Here is a 16,059-nt window from a genome sequence, read left to right as displayed (position 1 = left end):
CGTTTCATCGCAGTTTTCATAGACTGATGATGATAGATTTGAACGGAAATGACCGAGAATAATAGGGGCAGGCCCCATATACTTGGAGACATCCCAGCCCGTCCTCACTGTCTGCACGAGCGAAGCTCGGCAATATCCCCTCGTATGAAATGGAGTGACCTGCTTTCATTTCATACGAGAAGATCCTCCATCTTCTATCTTATTTTGGTTGAAACATTCACAATATGGAAATTTCATTTTATAGATCATATCATAAAATATTTCCAGTCTATTCGTCCACCCATTTTACAATCGTGCGATGAATCGATCCTTCCCGTTCGTATTCCAGCAGAACTGCCGATTTGCGCAAGGTGCTCCGCGCCAATTCCCGAACAAGCGCTTTGTGAGTTGTTACGGGACGTTGCTCAACCGATAAGATCATGTCTCCTGCCCGCAATCCGGCCACATCCGCCGGACTGCCTTGAAAGCAGTGAAGAATCCGGTTCCCTTCCCCTGTTCCCGTATTTAAAATGCCAAGGCGGCGATAGCCGAATAGCGCCTGGCGCACATCAGTCCCCAGTTCAATCACACTTTTCAGGTTGAACAAAGTTCTGCCCCAGGTTTCGTCCATCAGATCCCTAACAAACAAATCATCGGGCTGCTGGCCAAATCCCCTGACTTCCACAATGACGGTTGTATAGAGCGCAGAACGCTGGAGAAAGAACGTCGTCGTGAGCGGATATTCTTTGCCGGAAATTGTGTAAGCATGCCTCCACTGCAACTCCTGGTATTTATCCAGCACGATTACTTCAACACGATTGCGGATCCCTCCGTATTCCATCACGATCTCCTTGCCCTGCTGCGTCCCGCTGTCTGCAAAAAAAGACAAATACCCTTCCAGCGTGGACACATAGCGCCAAATCTCCTCCAGGTCCCCTCTAATCTGAATCTCATTTCTGCAACTGTTTGAGCTTTCCATCAGGCTCCCTCCTTATCCTGGCTCCTCTCTCTTTTTAGTCGCTGCAATTCTTCTTTGGACTGGGCGTCCACAAATCCCGTAAAACGTTCATCATAAGACAGGTCAACCTCGGTTTCATGCACCTGCTGATCTCTGGCATAAACGACCTTGATCAGCTTCCGTTTGTTATACTGCCTGGACAGGGCAATAACCAGCTCCTTATAAGCGTTCACTTCGGTTCCATTTACAGACAGAATGACATCCCCGCTTCGGAGTCCTGCCCTGTAAGCCGGCCCTTGAGGGAAGGCTTGCATAATGTAATTCCCTTTGCCAGCAGGCATGCCTGTCTCGGCAGCATAGAGCTCCGAATGACCTGTATTGGTCACACCCAGCCGGGGATAGCCGAACAGATTAAATCGGAGATCCAGCCCCAGCTCAAGCACGCATTTCAGATTGATCAACGACCGGCGCCATCCGGTTTCCATGCACTCCCGCAGCCACATATCCTGCGGCTGATTGCCGTATCCCTCAACTTCAACCGTCAGCATAACAAAAGGCCCAATCGGTTCAATCGTGAATGTAGTCTGCAGTTTGTACTCCACCGTGTCTCCATTGGAAAGGATTGAGACATAGGAATCCGCGAGCTTGTACAGGTGTGGAAATTGCGATTCCAGACACACCGTCTCGTTCTCGATATCTCCGTAAGTAAAACGAAACTTATCCCCTGCCTTCGGCCAGTCCGGGTCTCCTGTCGTACTCCCGAAATCGCTAAGGTAAGCATTCGAGCCTGCAACCGTAGCAATCATCTTCCACACTTCCTCGGGCGTGGATTCCAGATGAATCACGTTCACTGTATGTCTTTTATCCTCACTAAGCATATTGGCTTCCTCCTCCGTTTATATTGTCATCATTTGCTTGAGCTGCTTGTATCTCTCGCCACCCAGCAGATTCACAACCTCTTCCACCTTCTCGGCCAAGTCGTAGGCAAGCCCCGGAAACGTGCATAAAGCCTGCAGCCACCTTAGTTTCTCGCTATCAATCGGCTGATCTGCCCGGCTCATCGATACTTGGGCTCCATGCATTTGCGGCCTGATCAAGGTATCACGCCCCGCCTGATAGTCCCCCATGGCGTCCGTCCAGGACATCTTTCCGGTAAAAGTATCATCCAGCGCGTTGGCCAATAGCTCGGCGCTTCTTACTGCATTGTCCATGCCTGATCCGGTGACCGGATGCACATAAGCCCCCGCATCCCCGACAAGCGCCCAACCGTCTCCGTAGGCCTCCTTGAGATACATCGGCCTTGCGCCAATGCCCCGCACCCGATCCGCCAGCTCAGCCTGCTCCATCCGCTCGTTCAAGCCCGGAATTTGGGCCACACTTTGAAGCAGCATATCTTTAGGACTTCTCATCCAGCGCTTTAACTCAGACATGGGCGGCATCACCAGCACCGTATGAAGACCCGCATCCGTCGGATTGCAGAAAATGATGTCGTTCTCGTTCCAGAACCATTCCACAGCCGGAACAGGCAGTGGACTGACGTTTCTGAAGTAACCGTAATAAGCAGGTCTCATCAAGGGAGAAGACTCATAAGACTGGGCATTCACCGCATCAGCCACGAGGGAGTAATACCCGTCCGCGCCGATCACCACTTTAGCGTTCAACTCTTTCTGAACCACGCCCTTGCGAAGCCGGACTCCCCTTACAACCCCATCGTTGTGGATGAGTCCTGTAACCAGGCTGGCTTGTTCGACATCTACCGTCGGGAGGGCGTCCGCTGCCTGAATAAGAATGTGATCGAAATGATATCTCCGCAGCCCAATCGCCCTTGATGTCACGAGCATATCCGACTCCAGGCTGTTGCTGCCCAGATGAACATGCATTCGGCGGAGCGCAGGCGCTCCCGCAGATTCCAATTGTTCCAGCACCCCCAGCTTCTTATATATCTCGATCTCTCCGGTGACATGGGTGGACGTCGTATGGCTTGGAAATGTATCCCGATCCACCAGAGCGACCCGGTACCCCTTCTTCCCAAGGAAAATGGCAAGGGCAGCTCCTGCACACCTGGCCCCTACGATAACGGCATCATACATTTCGGATGCCTCCTTTCGAAAAATATCGACAAATCAGTCCGAAGACTGATTTGTCGACGCTTTAGAGCAGAGCGTTGAATCAAGCTGTTTGCCTTATCGGGAGATATTAGGTTACTTGAGTGCAGGCATACAGCGTGCCGGCGAATTTGCCTTCAAGCTGGTCGTACAGGGAGATCACATCTTGGGAAGAAAACTCCGTTGCTTGAGGCGGAAGGCCTTTCACAGTACCGGTCATATGAATCGGAGTTTGGTTGACCAAGGTTCCCTCCGGCGTTTCAATATTCCAGTAAAGCCAAGTCTCGCCCGGAACACCGTTTGCCACCGTTTTGCCAAGAGGGATCTGAACTTCCCCTTTCAAAGCTTTGCCTGTAGAGGCGCTTCCACCGCGAACGTATACCTTTTGTCCTGGCCACAGCACCTCGGATGTCGCAACCAAATCCACATTTTTGATATCCAGCTCCACATTGATTCCGGATTTCATCGAAAACTCGGAGTCCGATACCGTGAATTCCGTCGGTCTGACTTGAGAGAAATAGAGCTTTTCGGAACGTCCGTCAGCAAGTTCCAGCACCGTAGTGCTGTTCGAGTTAGGCAGCGTCATGGTTGCTTTTTTAAGAAGTTTTGTAAGCATGTTCTTAACCTCCGTTTATAGGTTTGTTACTCCGGCCGAAGTACAATTCTATTATCCGTCACCCCGCCGGTAGCCGCTCTGCTTCATCCACTCAGATTCTCGGCTTTTATTTCCCCAAGATTGCAGGCAGCTTGGAATGTAAGCACCACCTTAGCATCCACAGTACCCGTGGCTGAGATCCGGCCGAAACTCCCCTTCTCGGATGATCCTTGAACAGTGATATCGTATCTGATAACATCTCCCGGCACGGCCGGGGTCAGAAAGCGCACCTGCATATCCCGGAGCTCTATAGCATGAGGATCAGGCGTGCGCCTGGATAGCCACAAATACAAGCTCTGCCGAATGCCTTCAATGAGCAGGACACCTGGGTACACGCTGTAATGCTGGAAATGTCCCTGCAGAAAATAATCGCTCGCACTGATCAGCTTGCAGGTGGATATTTGCGCAACAGAGACCGTATCCAGCACCCGGTCCACCAGAATCCAGGGCTTGGGTCCAGGCAAAATATGACCGGGTGTGAAAATACTCCGCACAGGCAATCAGCCCCCTTTGGTTAAAGTTTGAATTTTGGCCAGGCTCAGCTCTCCTTCTGCAACGACTTCACCAGCGGCATAGGCCGTTGCCTCTATTCTGGCCTGGGAAGCAAGCAGACGAATCGGCTTCACCTCATACCTGAGGGTTTCATGCCAGGCTACCGCCTTGGACTGACGCATGAATAACGAGCCCAGTATCGGAACCTCTCCCTCGCGAAGCGGTCCGGTCTCCAGTTGCACAAGCAGCACGGCGGACTGAGCAAGCCCTTCCATAACACATGCCTCGGGAAAAGCGGGCAAGCACCTCATAGGTCCTCTAACAGACTGCAAGCGGATGGAGGCCAGAAGATATTGGCCGGCTTCATACCGGTCAATCTGCTCCACGAACCGAAACGGGGGCCGTTGCGGCAGCTGCTCAATCATCCGCACATAGGCCTCACTGGGATTAGTCATCGCTGTCTTCTACAATTTCAATCGGTTCTTCAATGACAATGAAGAAGATAACACCGGTATCGGTGCGGATATCATGAAGCTCGCCCGGGCCTGCCGTAAGGAAATCGCCCTGCTCCATTGGCTCACCGCCTGCCAGCATGCGGCCTTCGAGAACGTAAGCATACTCACGCCCGGGGTGATTATGAACCGGAATGAAGCCTCCCGGATTCAGCTTGACGATAAACGCTTCGGTCCTGCTCTTCTCGGTTCGTTCCTTCCACAGCGGCTGGTACTCCGAATTGTGAAACACGCCTTTTTTCCACTGTCGGTCCCCGATTTTGGATATAAAATGCTGTTGTTTCATCTCTTATCCCTCCTGGTTGAATTTACGAATTCTTTCACGGTTTGATGGCGGACAGCACCATCCTCGGACTGGTCAATTCCAGCGGCTTACGGTCCAGGCTCCCGTATACCCGAACATCCCTGAAACCGGCCTCTGTCAGCATGCGGGTCAACTCTGTCGCCGAATACAGCCGGACGTCCAGAACCGAGGAGTGAATATTCCGATCTCTGAACCACCGGATTTTCTCCACCCAGCGGCCGGAGGAGGGATAATAGCGTCGCTCTGACCATACTGGCACACCGTTCATATCATCCCATCGCCGCGGTGTATACCCGGCTATCTTGAAATCCCGGTTTTCCGTTTCAACAAGAAACGTTCCTCCCGTCTTCAGCGCCTTGAACACACGCCTGAACGCAGCATAGTCGTCTTCCTCCTCAAGGTAGCCGATAGCGGTTCCGATATTCAGAGCAGCATCATATATCTCACTGCCGTCTAGATCCTTCATTAATCCTCTGACAAACTCAATATCTGCACCGGTTAATCCGGCCGCTTCTTCTTTCGCCCGGATCAGGGATACCTCGGAATAATCCAGTCCCGTCACACGATATCCCATCTGCGCTAAAGGGATGCTAAGCCGTCCGTAACCGCAGCCCAGATCGAGAATAGAAGCGCCCTGATCAAGGCTAAGCCAGTCAAGGATATGCTGAATTTCTGCCGCCGTCCGTTCCGGTGTCATAATGGCCTGTGACAGCAGCAAGTAGTCCTCTTTAAAAAAATCTTCGAGACGATCTAGCATTCGCTGCGCCTCTCCTTTCCATTTGAATTGTCCGTATCGGATTTCATACTGTCTTCCGCTGGTGAGCCGTCCGGTAGACGGAAGGATTCATTCCTATTAGCCGCCGAAAGGTTCTGGTAAAATGGGTCAAGTCCCCGTATCCCACGGCAAGACATACCTCGGTTACCGAGGATCCTCCTTCAAGCAAGGACTTTGCCAATTGAATCCTGCGCTCCATCACATACTCGCGAAACCCTTTTCCTCCATACTTCTGAAATATTCGGGAGCAATAAGAGGTGCTGATGCACAGAAAAGAAGCAAGCATGTCCAGCGTCAATTCGTTGTTCCCCAAATGTTCCTCAATGTACAGCAGCGCTTTTCGATAAAGCTTGGCCTGCTCCGATCCGTCAGAAGAATAAACAGCATCAACACGTTCCATGACCTCGAACATGCCGATGAACGTAATCAGATCCGGCAGCGCCGTGCTTAAGATTAGGATGACAGGGGTATGCGCCATGATCTGCTCCAGCCTCCAATGGGGAGGCAGCTCACGCGCTTTGGAGATGATGAACACCATCTCGTATTCCTTCACTGCCTCAGGTGTCAATTCGAGCCCTTGCTCTGAGGAGAGGATCACCTCACTGTAGGACTCCATCTTCTCCTTGAATAAAGTGCTTTCCCTTTCCTCATACTCGTGAAGTACAACTAATCGTTCCAATGCCTACTCCTCCCTCCGGATGAATTGAAATGATAGAGGGACTGCAAACCATAGCATTGCTGATACCATCACCCCCGAATGAATAGTTGCTGACAGTTCCTTAAAGAACTGCAGCTTTTGTTCCATCGTATACGAGCTGGAAGCTTGTTACTCTGCACATTTGAACGAAAGATCGGCTTTTGTTGACGCGTTAGGGTGTACGAGACCTGAGAATACAAAAAAGACTCTGCTTTCATATTTGAAAGCAAAGCCTTGGTTTCAATGGCTATTCATGTGCTATTCTTGGCGCAATCAGAAGCCTACACCCGCTGATGGTTTCGAATCTGGTTTTTGATGGCCAAAAGGGCCCCCATATGAAGACCCTCATGGAAGATGGTTCTCACAAGCACCTGCTCCAGGGTATGCATCCCCATATCCGTGGGCGGGAACTCCTCCTCCAGGCGATTCCGGTACTGCTGCTCTATGAAGCGAGGCTGCTCCTGAAGGAGCGAGATCAATTCTGAGAATGACGGGGTTTCATCCGTAAAATTCGAGGGGTTGGTTCCGTAACCGAACCATTGATTAAAGCTCATCGGAACCGGCATATCCTCTTTCGTAAGCACACGTATCCATAAGTACTGATCGAGGAGCACATGCCCTAGATTCCATCTGATATTGTTGTTAAAACCATCCGGTACAATCTCAGCCTCAGCTTCGGACACGTCTTCAACCACATCCAATAGCACCTTTCGGTATGTATGCAGCTGCTCAAACAACACTTCATGTCTTCTTTCCATCGAACCCCTCCTAGATATTGATATATAATATAATTATATGAAAAAATATAAAATCCTTTTATTTCACAAAAATAGGAGCGCCATACATGCGCCCCGTTAAGCCAATCGAACATATCTTTGCTCTAATTAATCACCAGACTCCTCGATTTGCAAAATTCGGTCTCCCTCTACATTTTCAAGTGTCTGGGTGCGGCCGCTCGGCCACTCAATCACAATGCTGTCCACCTTGCTATGCTGCCCCAGTCCAAAATGAATTCTCGGATCGCTCTGGGCGCCATGGCTGTTTCCTCCGTCCTTCTCCACAACGGTCTTCACGCCATTTACTTCAAAGGTTACTCTTGCCCCTACCGCATCACGATTGCTGGGAGAGGTGCCGATCAGGTCCAGCTTGATCCAGTGATGGCCATTGCTGATTTCACTCTTATATACCTTCGTCGGAGCTCCTTGATTCGCGAACACCAGGTCGTTGACACCACGGTTGAACAGATCGACGGCTGCCACGCCCCTGCTGTCTTCCGTAAAGGTGATGCCAACGTCCTTGGACACGTCGGTGAACACTTTGCCATCATTCAAGTATAAAGGTTTCGATTCGTAGCCCGACATGCTCTTGTTATGAAACGCAGGCCAACTCGCTGCATCTTCAACGATATAACCCGGTGTCGTCGCAAGCGTCCCCATGTCGAACCAGTACTCTTCGTTCTCATCAGCCGATATAAAGCCGTTTGTCACCATCAAGCTCATATTCCCGCTGTTATCCGCATCAAAGAAGCGAGCTCCCCAGGACCAACCCGATTGCTGAATGCCCATTTCCTGTGCTCGGTCGACATACTTCCCGTTCTCATCTTCATGCCATAACTGATTTCCTTCCAGCAAATATCTTTCCTTACTAATGTTTGTTACAAAATTGGCAAGTTTGCCATCATGAAATACATCAGCAAAGTCTACATTCATGCCTTTGAAGGTGTCGTCACCGATCCCTCTTTTTTGAACGACGGCTTCAAACCCTTGCCCTTCTTGGTTGATCAGGAGAGTATCCGGCCCAAAGTCGTTGGCATTGTATAGATCCGGCCACCCGTCCCCGTTCAAATCGGCAGCGCCGGAAGCTAATGTCCAGCCGGGATCATCAACATTCATTTCTTTGGAAACATCCGTAAATGTATTGTCCCCGTTGTTGCGCAGCAGCACGTTCCTTCCACCATTACGCGCCCGCTCGAAATCATTATGCATGATCTTGGTCGTGTCCAGATTCCACAAATCATGCTCCTCTCTGAAATAACAGCTTAAATAAAGATCCAAATACCCATCGCGATTGTAGTCAAGGGCAATGGCTTTGCTGACATACCCTTCATATCCTGCCCCGGACGAGTCCGTAATGTCCGTGAAGGTCCCGTCTCCGTTATTTTTATACAATCGGCTTTTCCCCCATGCCCCTACAAACAGGCTCGGATGCCCGCTGTTATCCATATCAAACCACAGTGCGGTTTCCGATATTCCCTCCACATTGACGTCAGCCACACCCGCTTCCTCGGCAACTTCCGTAAATGTGCCATCTCCGTTGTTGCGGTAAAGTTTATTTTTACTGTTCTTCTGCGAATTCGTATAATAAAGATCCATATATCCGTCTCCGTCATAATCTCCTACGGCCACAGCCGCTCCGGTCGCTGACAGCCATGGCATGATATTACTGAGCTTGGGATCAAAGGTTTCCGTCAGATGCGTAAAATCAATACCGGCACTGACGCTGATTTCCTCATATCGGAAGCCGCGGTCCACAGGCGTGGCCGAGTCCCCGATGGCGCAACCGGCTAGCAGGAACAATGAAAACGGAACACACCATTTTTTTACGATCTTAAACATGTCAATCCTCCCAACACATCATAATCTTTCATCAACTGGCGGGTTTTGTCCATCCACCGGACATAATGCATCTCCGGGCTGTGCCGGCCAGCAAGTTCCCTCGCCAAATGAACGACCTGAACACCTTCCTCCATTTTGCCGCGCCATACAGCGTCAAAGGTACTTGTCATCTCGTCCCAATAGGTCTTGTTCTGGCGCTTTCTTGCCTCCCAGCCAAATGCCATCCCTTGCCGAAACGAGGCTTGGTAAAGTACGGGCATCATCCGGTAGATGCCTTGAACACGACCGGGATTGTCGAACAAACTGTAGGCAACAGCCAAGCCCACACCGCTGATTACATCCTGACGAACCTCTATCGGGGCATTTTTCAGAACGCTCAGCACCGGCGCAATTTCATACCTGCACTGAAACCATAGGCATCTGCCGTATCCTTGACATCCGATCCTCAGAGCACTGGATCCCATTCGTCCCAGATGATCAAAAAGAGAAGCGTTGATCCCGTAATCAAATAGAGCCGCTTTAAAGCCAACACCATCGTAAAGCATAGGGGCATAATAGGGATCCATGGTGCGCATCCATCGTTGATAAGGCTCGGGACGAAAACGATATATGCTGTAGAGCCACCATCCGAGCCCCACGTAGTACTGATAGATGTGTGCCGGATCCAGTCGGTACACATATCTTTCAAACGCCCGGCCGCGCCTGCCGGGACGGAGCATTGCCCTTGCTCCGAACCCCATCCCGGTTCCTTCGTAGGCAAAGCCCCGATAAAAGCTGTCAAACTCCGCTTCCAGCTTCGAGCGGATGGCCTTCATGGGCACCAGCCGATTCGCTGCGAGATTATGGCCGCGTAAGAAACCGTGCAGTATTCGACCGAAGCGGATGCCAAAAGCACTTGAATCCTCACCGGTGAAACGCTGCTTCATCAGGGGGATATTCTGCCTGATAACAATCCGGTACAGCACCGCTATGCATAAGCCGAAGCATAGAATAAGGAGAGCAGCGCCTAGCATTATTCCGCTGAATTCCATCGCCTATTCCTTTCGCTCTTCGGCAATGGCGACGATGTCTTGCAAGTGCCGGATCGCCCCCAGATCCTCCTCGGTCAGCCGGACACCGAATTCGCGCTCCAAATATACGGCCAGTTCCAGCGCCATCAAAGAGTCGATCCCAAGCTCTTCAAAAGACTGGGATAAAGCATCCTCCGTCAGCTCCCGTTGTGTCATCTCCTCCACCAGGCCTATCATTCTCGTGCGCAAAGTTTCCATAAGAATTCATCCTCCCGTTTATACAAGTCCTCCGCTTATGCCAATTACTTCTCCGGTAATATAGGCGGAATGCTCCGATAATAAGAACAATATTAAATCTGCAACCTCAGCCGATGTGCCAAACCGCCTTAAACAGGTAGATTGCGCCAGCCTTCTTCTCCGGTCTTGCGTCATCTCCTCTGTCATCGGCGTCTCGATATAACCCGGGGCAACACAATTAACTCTGACTCCGAGCGGTCCAAGCTCTTTCGCCAACGCTTTGCTGAATCCGATGATCCCCGCTTTCGATGCCGAATAATTGGCCTGCCCTGCCATGCCGATCTGACCGGAAACCGAGGTAATATTCACCATCGTCCCCCGGTTCACAGCCAGGTGCTTCACCATCGATCGGGATAACTGAAACAAGGCTCGTAAGTTAACCTGGTACACATAGTCCCATTGTTCGTCTGACATGTTGTAGAGGGAACTATCCGCCGTGACGCCGGCGTTGTTCACAATCATATCAATGGGGCAGGCCTGACGATCCGTCAATCGTTCGGTCAGGCGCTGAATATCAGCTGCCGAGGAGAAATCGCATTGCAGTTCGTTGACCGTATGCCCCTCGGAAGCGAGCTGCTCTACCAGCTGGCGTGCTGCCTCACCGGAGCGGGAATACGTAAAATGGACAACGGCTCCGGCACGGGCCAGCTTGACTACCGTCTCTCTGCCGATGCCTGTCGAGCCTCCTGTAACTAACACGTGGTCGCCCTTAAAATTCCAATGAATGGAACCCACCGACTTCCCTCCCTTCTATGTCGATTGTTCGAAAACCCCGGCGGCGAGAAAACCGCCAAACGCGGAGACAGTCTTGATTGCCGTACGTATATTGGATCGCTCCCATTGCGTGACCATGGGTATATCCAGCTTGAAATTATGACTTTCGTAATTGGCGGCCGGAGGAATGCTCCCCTGCGCCATGCTGTGCAGCAAGCATACGATTTCAACAAGGGAGTTCGCCCCCAAGGTATGGCCAAAGTATCCCTTCAAAGCTGTCATTCGCGGCAGCGGAATGTTCAATTCGCCAAACGCTCGCACGATCTCCGCCATTTCGTACGCATCCCACATCGGCATGCCTGTCCCGTGCGGCACCAACAGGTCGGGAGGGCCTTCTCCCAGAAGCCGCACGGCCCGGGTAATAACCTCCGCATAGGAATGCGAAGTCACATGGGGCAGCGAGAGATTCCAGCCGTCTTGGCGGAAGGCCCCTCCCACATACCGTCCCAGCTCCGGAGTAAACACGTCCACAAGATCAGGGTGCCTTAGCACAACGGCTGCAGCACCATCCCCCAGCACCGACCCGTCTCTGCCCGAATCGAACGGTTTCAGCACTTTCTTGGGTGAATGAAACCCTTTGTCCCCGAGCCATAAATACTCCGTCGCATGAGCGTAATCTGCGCAAACCACGACTGCGGACTCCACTTGTCCCTGATGAATAAGCTGTCTTCCGAGCTCCAAAGCGTACAGGCCGGAAGCGCAAGCATTGTTCGTGATATAGGAAGCGCCTTGAATATTCAGTGCTTTGGCCAGATAGAACAGATAAGGAAAGGTCTGAAGGCGAAAGAAATCCTGCTTGTACTGACTAAAGGAAACCAGAGGTTGTTCATCCTGCTGAAAGATGCGCTGTCCGGTTTGAAGGATTTTATCGATCAGGCGATTGATGCCCGGATTCTCATGGCCGATCACCAGCGCTGCTCTGCTCCGTTCATCCGGAGTGAGGCCGGCGTCTTCCATCGCCAATTGGGACGCAACCAGCAATAATAGAAAATCCGGGTCCTGATGGAGTCCCTCTTGCTCTAACCAGCGGCAGGTGGAACGTGGAAGCCAGTCCCTCATATGAATCGGAGGAATTTCATAGACAGGGAATGCAATAATCGAGCCGTCATACAATTCATAGCTGCGAACGGTGGGCATAAGCCTCGCCGTTCGCATGCCTTCCCATACCGCATTCCTGCCTATCCCGGGCGCCCCGAGCACGCTTGCCCCGGCAATGGAGACATGTGCATTCATCTGGAGTGAGCCTCCTTTAAGCCGTCAACATCGCCATTGTTAAACCGCAGCTTCAGCAAATCGCCGTTCTGGAATCTCCCCAGCATCACCTCTTGCTCCGCCAGGCGTTCCTCCTGTATCAACTTGATCAGTTCCACGTCCATTCTCGGGGTAACATCCGGCGACAGCGCCGTGTACAGACCGTTTGCTTTTGTCAGTTCCCAGTCCAGGGCATACTTTCCGTGCGTGCCGACTCCTGGCCGCTCCAGAAGCAGCGCTGTAATTCTCTCCTCATCAGGAGGGAAGGAACCCTCCTCTTCATCCTGACGTGTTGCTTTCTTCGCGGACGGAAGCAGATGAACATGGCACACCACCACCCGGTCATGTCTTCCCTTCGCTAACAGCCTTAATCCGTACAGTAACGCAGCCGGTACAGTGCTTGTGGCTCCCGACAGCGTTGTATTTGTCCCTTTTATATTGACATGTATTGCGATGTACCCTGCCAGTGCGTTATAAACCGTATTCGGAAATATGGCGGGACTGACCCGATTCGGGCCGTAGATCTCCGCTTCGCTCTGCAGCGCTTCAATCGGGCGGACGCTTGAATCATTGTTTCCTACCACAAGAGCGGTTCTTTCCGATTCTTCACTTCTCACGGCAAACGGCACGGTGAGTCCTGCTTCAAGCAGAACCTGGCTCACCACGGCACAGCAGGCCTTAGCCACATCAGGAACCCGTGGCAGTTTGGGCAGATGGATATTTTGTATGCTTTCCTCCGTTATAAACGGGGATGATGCAGCCTGATCCCGATTGGTGAGTGTCTTGAAGCCGCTAGGGGATAGCCAGGCAGATCCTTTAATATAGGCATGCATTATGATCCCGCCTTTCCAAGGACGATGGACGAATTAATGCCTCCAAAGGCATAAGCGTTGGAGAGAATATAATTCGTCTTCTTACGAAGGGGCTGTCGAGCAATCACGCGCACACGACATTCCGGGTCCAACTGTTCCAGGTTCAGCGTATGGGGAAGCCAGCCGTACCGCAGCATGTTGACACTGGCTACAGCCTCAATCGCACTCGCTGCCCCCAAGGTGTGGCCTATGTGCCCTTTGATCGAACTGGTCAGCATATGCTCACCGAACAGATCGGCTAACGCCTTGGCTTCCGTCCGGTCGTTGGCTGGTGTTCCTGTTCCGTGCGCGCTTACATAACCAATATCCTCCAGTGTCAATTCAGCCATCCTTAACGCCTCCAGCATGGCGCGCATGGCGCCTACAGCGGCCGGATCAGGCTGGGTAATGTGGTAAGCGTCACAGGTCAGACCATAGCCCAGCAAATAAGCTAACGGGATCGCCCCCCGGGCTCTCGCGTCTCGCTCTCTTTCTAATATGAGCACCCCTGCGCCTTCGCCGAGCATAAGCCCTTTCCGATTAACGTCAAAGGGGCGGCACCAGTCATCAGACATTGCCCTTAAACTGCCGAATCCCGTAAATGCCGTCCAGGACAATGCGTCCACCCCGCCTGCAATCATACAATCTGCGTTGCCGCTTCGAAGCTCGTCCATCGCCTGGGCGATTGCAAAATTCCCCGCCGCGCAGGCATTGGTCATCGTCCATCTCGGTCCGCTCAGGCGAAGCAGGTCGGCAACGAGATCCGCGATCACATGCGGACCCTGTCGATCGCTATCCTTGCGTACAGAACCCGGCTCTCCCATCGTTGTACCTACGCATATCCCGACCCGTGCCTGTTCCCGCTGCGTCAGCCGGGCCTGATACAGAGCATCTTCCGCAGCCGAAAGATACATCGCCGTAGCCTTTCCGACACCTTCATACATCGCTTCGGAATAGGGGAAAACACGGTTCACTTCGCATCCCCGCTTCACCGTATGCTCAGAGACGTCAAAGGACGTAATCTCCCGGGTACCCTGTGTGCCTGCAAGCAGGTTATGCCAGAATTCATGAGTATTGCCCCCGATTGAGGTAACAACCCCCATCCCGGTAATAACAATCCGCTCCATAATACTCACCTCCTCCACAATTTGCGAATATCGGATATGGCTGGGTCAGGTCGTGTGAACCCATCAATGCCTCGTTCCCGCCTGACGATGTCGTAAGCCTTACTCTCGTCAGCTCCTGCTCTTTCTGCCAATGCCTCCTCATCCGGATATTTGGCATATCCTTCTTTCCATGCACGGATGCCGGCCGCAGCATCCCCCGACTTGACAAGCGCATCCCCAAAAGCAACATAGATATCCGGCCAAAAGGTAAAATCCCATTCAGGATTCATCTGCTCAACCGCAATGCAGAATGCGAAATCCTGGACAGCCCGCTCCGCTCTTTTCAACCCTTGAGGCCAGTACAGATGATTAAGGCCACGAGCATAATGAGCAGGGACATCATACGGATTGTCTGCGATGAGATCGTCCAGCAAACGGATGGACTGCGCCGATCGTTGTCCCAAGGCTGCCGTCCCCAGATCCAGATCCTGCAGCATATCCACATAACCGAGCGCTTGTTGAAGCACGATATCCGATGTAGGCTCCACCTCATCCATCATGTCTATAAATTCTTCCATTCGAGAATGTTGGGTCATGCGCAGCCGAAGTTCGGTAGAATATACAAGGTTATCAGGGAATTGCTGAACCAGAGCCAGCAGTTCATCCTCTGTCATATCCGACCTCGGCACAGGCGTGTCTCTCTCAAGACTGAAGTCGAGGTTATAATCATTCATTGTAAGTGCCGGATCCAGCTTCGGCAGATTATAAGGCTTCGTCCATTGCCAATAAGAGAATATTCCAATAGCCGCTAGAGCAGTGACAGTACAACAAGAAACTATTACAGCTCGCTTCCATCGTTTCTTCATGAAACTCCACCCCACTTTGATATTGGCTCGCGTCCTCTCCACTTTTGTCTGAAGATTGAGGGATTGACCCCCACGATTCGTTTAAATATTTTCGAGAAATGAGTCAAATCATTGTAACCAATCGCGTAACATACTTCAGTCACGGAATGTCCATGTTTCAGCAGCGTCTTGGCCTTGGCTATTCTTTTTCGCATAATGTATTCCTTGAATCCCATACCCACGTGCTTCTGAAACATCCTGGAATAATAATGTCTGCTTACATAAATTTGTGAAGCGGCTTTTTCAAGAGATAAATCCTGATCGCATAAATGACGATGGATGTAAGCAAGAGATTTACTGAACATAGAATTTCCTTCTCCCAAACTGGAGTTATCGACTTCCATCGTGCCGATGATCGGCAACAAAAGCTCAACCGGAACCATCCCTCCCGTTAAAATCAAGGTGGGAGCGAGGGATAAAAATTGCTCAAGCTCCCATGAAGAAGGAAAAGAATCATTCACCGTATAGAGCACATGAAATTGGTAACGGTTCGATTCGGCCGCCTGTATAGCGCTCCTGAAATCTGTCGTGACCCGGATATCCGCTTTTTGGGCAATTGATTGAATCGCTTGAGAACTTTCCTCTTCCTGCTGGCAAAAAATAACGAGAACATTCATGTAAATCTCCTTTCTTCGCTAAAGTTATGTTAGAAACAGACTTTGATAAAACGAGCCTAATTACATGCTGCCAACGACACAAAAATACTTCTTATGTAAAAATTGTTTGAAATTTTGTTTTTTTCACTTATTTGATCAAATAATCCTGTTATTCTG

At 51.3% G+C, this 16,059-nt stretch carries 19 protein-coding genes; all 19 read right to left on the bottom strand.

Annotated features, from left to right (window positions below):
• Window positions 1-268 precede the first annotated feature (268 nt).
• The 19 genes from CHH67_RS07175 to CHH67_RS07085 all read right to left on the bottom strand — a co-directional run bounded on the left by CHH67_RS07175 (window position 269) and on the right by CHH67_RS07085 (window position 15,903).
• Window positions 269-958 carry a PDZ domain-containing protein gene (locus tag CHH67_RS07175; protein WP_095264464.1) on the bottom strand — a complete coding sequence of 230 codons (690 nt, stop codon included), beginning with the start codon at window positions 956-958 and terminating at the stop codon, window positions 269-271.
• Window positions 958-1,815, bottom strand: a complete 858-nt coding sequence (locus CHH67_RS07170) for a PDZ domain-containing protein (RefSeq protein WP_095264462.1) — start codon at window positions 1,813-1,815, stop codon at window positions 958-960. Before CHH67_RS07170 ends, CHH67_RS07175 begins: the two co-directional genes overlap by 1 nt.
• Window positions 1,816-1,833: 18 nt before the next feature.
• Window positions 1,834-3,027 carry an NAD(P)/FAD-dependent oxidoreductase gene (locus tag CHH67_RS07165; RefSeq protein ID WP_095264461.1) on the bottom strand — a complete coding sequence of 398 codons (1,194 nt, stop codon included), beginning with the start codon at window positions 3,025-3,027 and terminating at the stop codon, window positions 1,834-1,836.
• A gap of 106 nt (window positions 3,028-3,133) precedes the next feature.
• Window positions 3,134-3,658: a hypothetical protein gene (locus CHH67_RS07160; protein WP_095264459.1), complete on the bottom strand. Its 525-nt coding sequence runs from the start codon at window positions 3,656-3,658 to the stop codon at window positions 3,134-3,136.
• A gap of 83 nt (window positions 3,659-3,741) precedes the next feature.
• On the bottom strand, window positions 3,742-4,191 hold the full coding sequence (locus CHH67_RS07155; RefSeq protein WP_179292078.1) for a 3-hydroxyacyl-ACP dehydratase FabZ family protein: 450 nt from the start codon (window positions 4,189-4,191) through the stop codon (window positions 3,742-3,744).
• A gap of 6 nt (window positions 4,192-4,197) precedes the next feature.
• Window positions 4,198-4,644: a 3-hydroxyacyl-ACP dehydratase FabZ family protein gene (locus tag CHH67_RS07150; protein ID WP_095264454.1), complete on the bottom strand. Its 447-nt coding sequence runs from the start codon at window positions 4,642-4,644 to the stop codon at window positions 4,198-4,200.
• On the bottom strand, window positions 4,637-4,987 hold the full coding sequence (locus CHH67_RS07145) for a cupin domain-containing protein (protein ID WP_095264453.1): 351 nt from the start codon (window positions 4,985-4,987) through the stop codon (window positions 4,637-4,639). The genes CHH67_RS07150 and CHH67_RS07145 overlap by 8 nt, the downstream gene beginning before the upstream one ends.
• 34 nt (window positions 4,988-5,021) lie before the next feature.
• Window positions 5,022-5,762, bottom strand: a complete 741-nt coding sequence (locus tag CHH67_RS07140; RefSeq protein WP_095264451.1) for a class I SAM-dependent methyltransferase — start codon at window positions 5,760-5,762, stop codon at window positions 5,022-5,024.
• A 43-nt stretch (window positions 5,763-5,805) separates the two neighbouring features.
• Window positions 5,806-6,459, bottom strand: coding sequence for a helix-turn-helix transcriptional regulator (locus CHH67_RS07135; protein ID WP_095264449.1), 654 nt, complete (start codon window positions 6,457-6,459; stop codon window positions 5,806-5,808).
• A gap of 299 nt (window positions 6,460-6,758) precedes the next feature.
• The gene (locus CHH67_RS07130) at window positions 6,759-7,235 is read right to left on the bottom strand and encodes a DinB family protein (RefSeq protein ID WP_095264447.1); all 477 of its coding nucleotides are present in this window, start codon (window positions 7,233-7,235) and stop codon (window positions 6,759-6,761) included.
• Between the two features lie 126 nt (window positions 7,236-7,361).
• Window positions 7,362-9,092, bottom strand: coding sequence for a CRTAC1 family protein (locus CHH67_RS07125; protein ID WP_095264445.1), 1,731 nt, complete (start codon window positions 9,090-9,092; stop codon window positions 7,362-7,364).
• Window positions 9,077-10,018, bottom strand: coding sequence for a DUF1702 family protein (locus CHH67_RS07120; protein ID WP_218832008.1), 942 nt, complete (start codon window positions 10,016-10,018; stop codon window positions 9,077-9,079). Before CHH67_RS07120 ends, CHH67_RS07125 begins: the two co-directional genes overlap by 16 nt.
• Before the next feature lie 108 nt (window positions 10,019-10,126).
• A complete protein-coding gene (locus CHH67_RS07115; RefSeq protein WP_095264441.1) occupies window positions 10,127-10,360 on the bottom strand; it encodes an acyl carrier protein in 234 nt (77 codons plus the stop codon).
• 18 nt (window positions 10,361-10,378) lie between these two features.
• A complete protein-coding gene (locus CHH67_RS07110) occupies window positions 10,379-11,134 on the bottom strand; it encodes an SDR family NAD(P)-dependent oxidoreductase (protein WP_095264439.1) in 756 nt (251 codons plus the stop codon).
• Window positions 11,135-11,149: 15 nt separating this feature from the next.
• A complete protein-coding gene (locus tag CHH67_RS07105) occupies window positions 11,150-12,406 on the bottom strand; it encodes a beta-ketoacyl synthase N-terminal-like domain-containing protein (protein ID WP_095264437.1) in 1,257 nt (418 codons plus the stop codon).
• Window positions 12,403-13,257 (bottom strand): beta-ketoacyl synthase N-terminal-like domain-containing protein, encoded by an 855-nt coding sequence (locus tag CHH67_RS07100; protein WP_095264434.1) that lies wholly within the window; start codon window positions 13,255-13,257, stop codon window positions 12,403-12,405. Before CHH67_RS07100 ends, CHH67_RS07105 begins: the two co-directional genes overlap by 4 nt.
• The gene (locus CHH67_RS07095; RefSeq protein ID WP_095264433.1) at window positions 13,257-14,402 is read right to left on the bottom strand and encodes a beta-ketoacyl-[acyl-carrier-protein] synthase family protein; all 1,146 of its coding nucleotides are present in this window, start codon (window positions 14,400-14,402) and stop codon (window positions 13,257-13,259) included. The genes CHH67_RS07100 and CHH67_RS07095 overlap by 1 nt, the downstream gene beginning before the upstream one ends.
• 5 nt (window positions 14,403-14,407) lie before the next feature.
• Window positions 14,408-15,115, bottom strand: coding sequence for a tetratricopeptide repeat protein (locus tag CHH67_RS07090; RefSeq protein WP_179292077.1), 708 nt, complete (start codon window positions 15,113-15,115; stop codon window positions 14,408-14,410).
• A 128-nt stretch (window positions 15,116-15,243) separates the two neighbouring features.
• A complete protein-coding gene (locus CHH67_RS07085) occupies window positions 15,244-15,903 on the bottom strand; it encodes a helix-turn-helix transcriptional regulator (RefSeq protein WP_095264429.1) in 660 nt (219 codons plus the stop codon).
• Window positions 15,904-16,059 lie beyond the last annotated feature (156 nt).

Origin of the sequence: Paenibacillus campinasensis, from assembly GCF_002272015.1 — a bacterium.
In the GTDB taxonomy this organism is placed as follows: domain Bacteria; phylum Bacillota; class Bacilli; order Paenibacillales; family Paenibacillaceae; genus Paenibacillus_AQ; species Paenibacillus_AQ campinasensis.
This window is presented reverse-complemented; position numbering and strand designations above follow the sequence as displayed.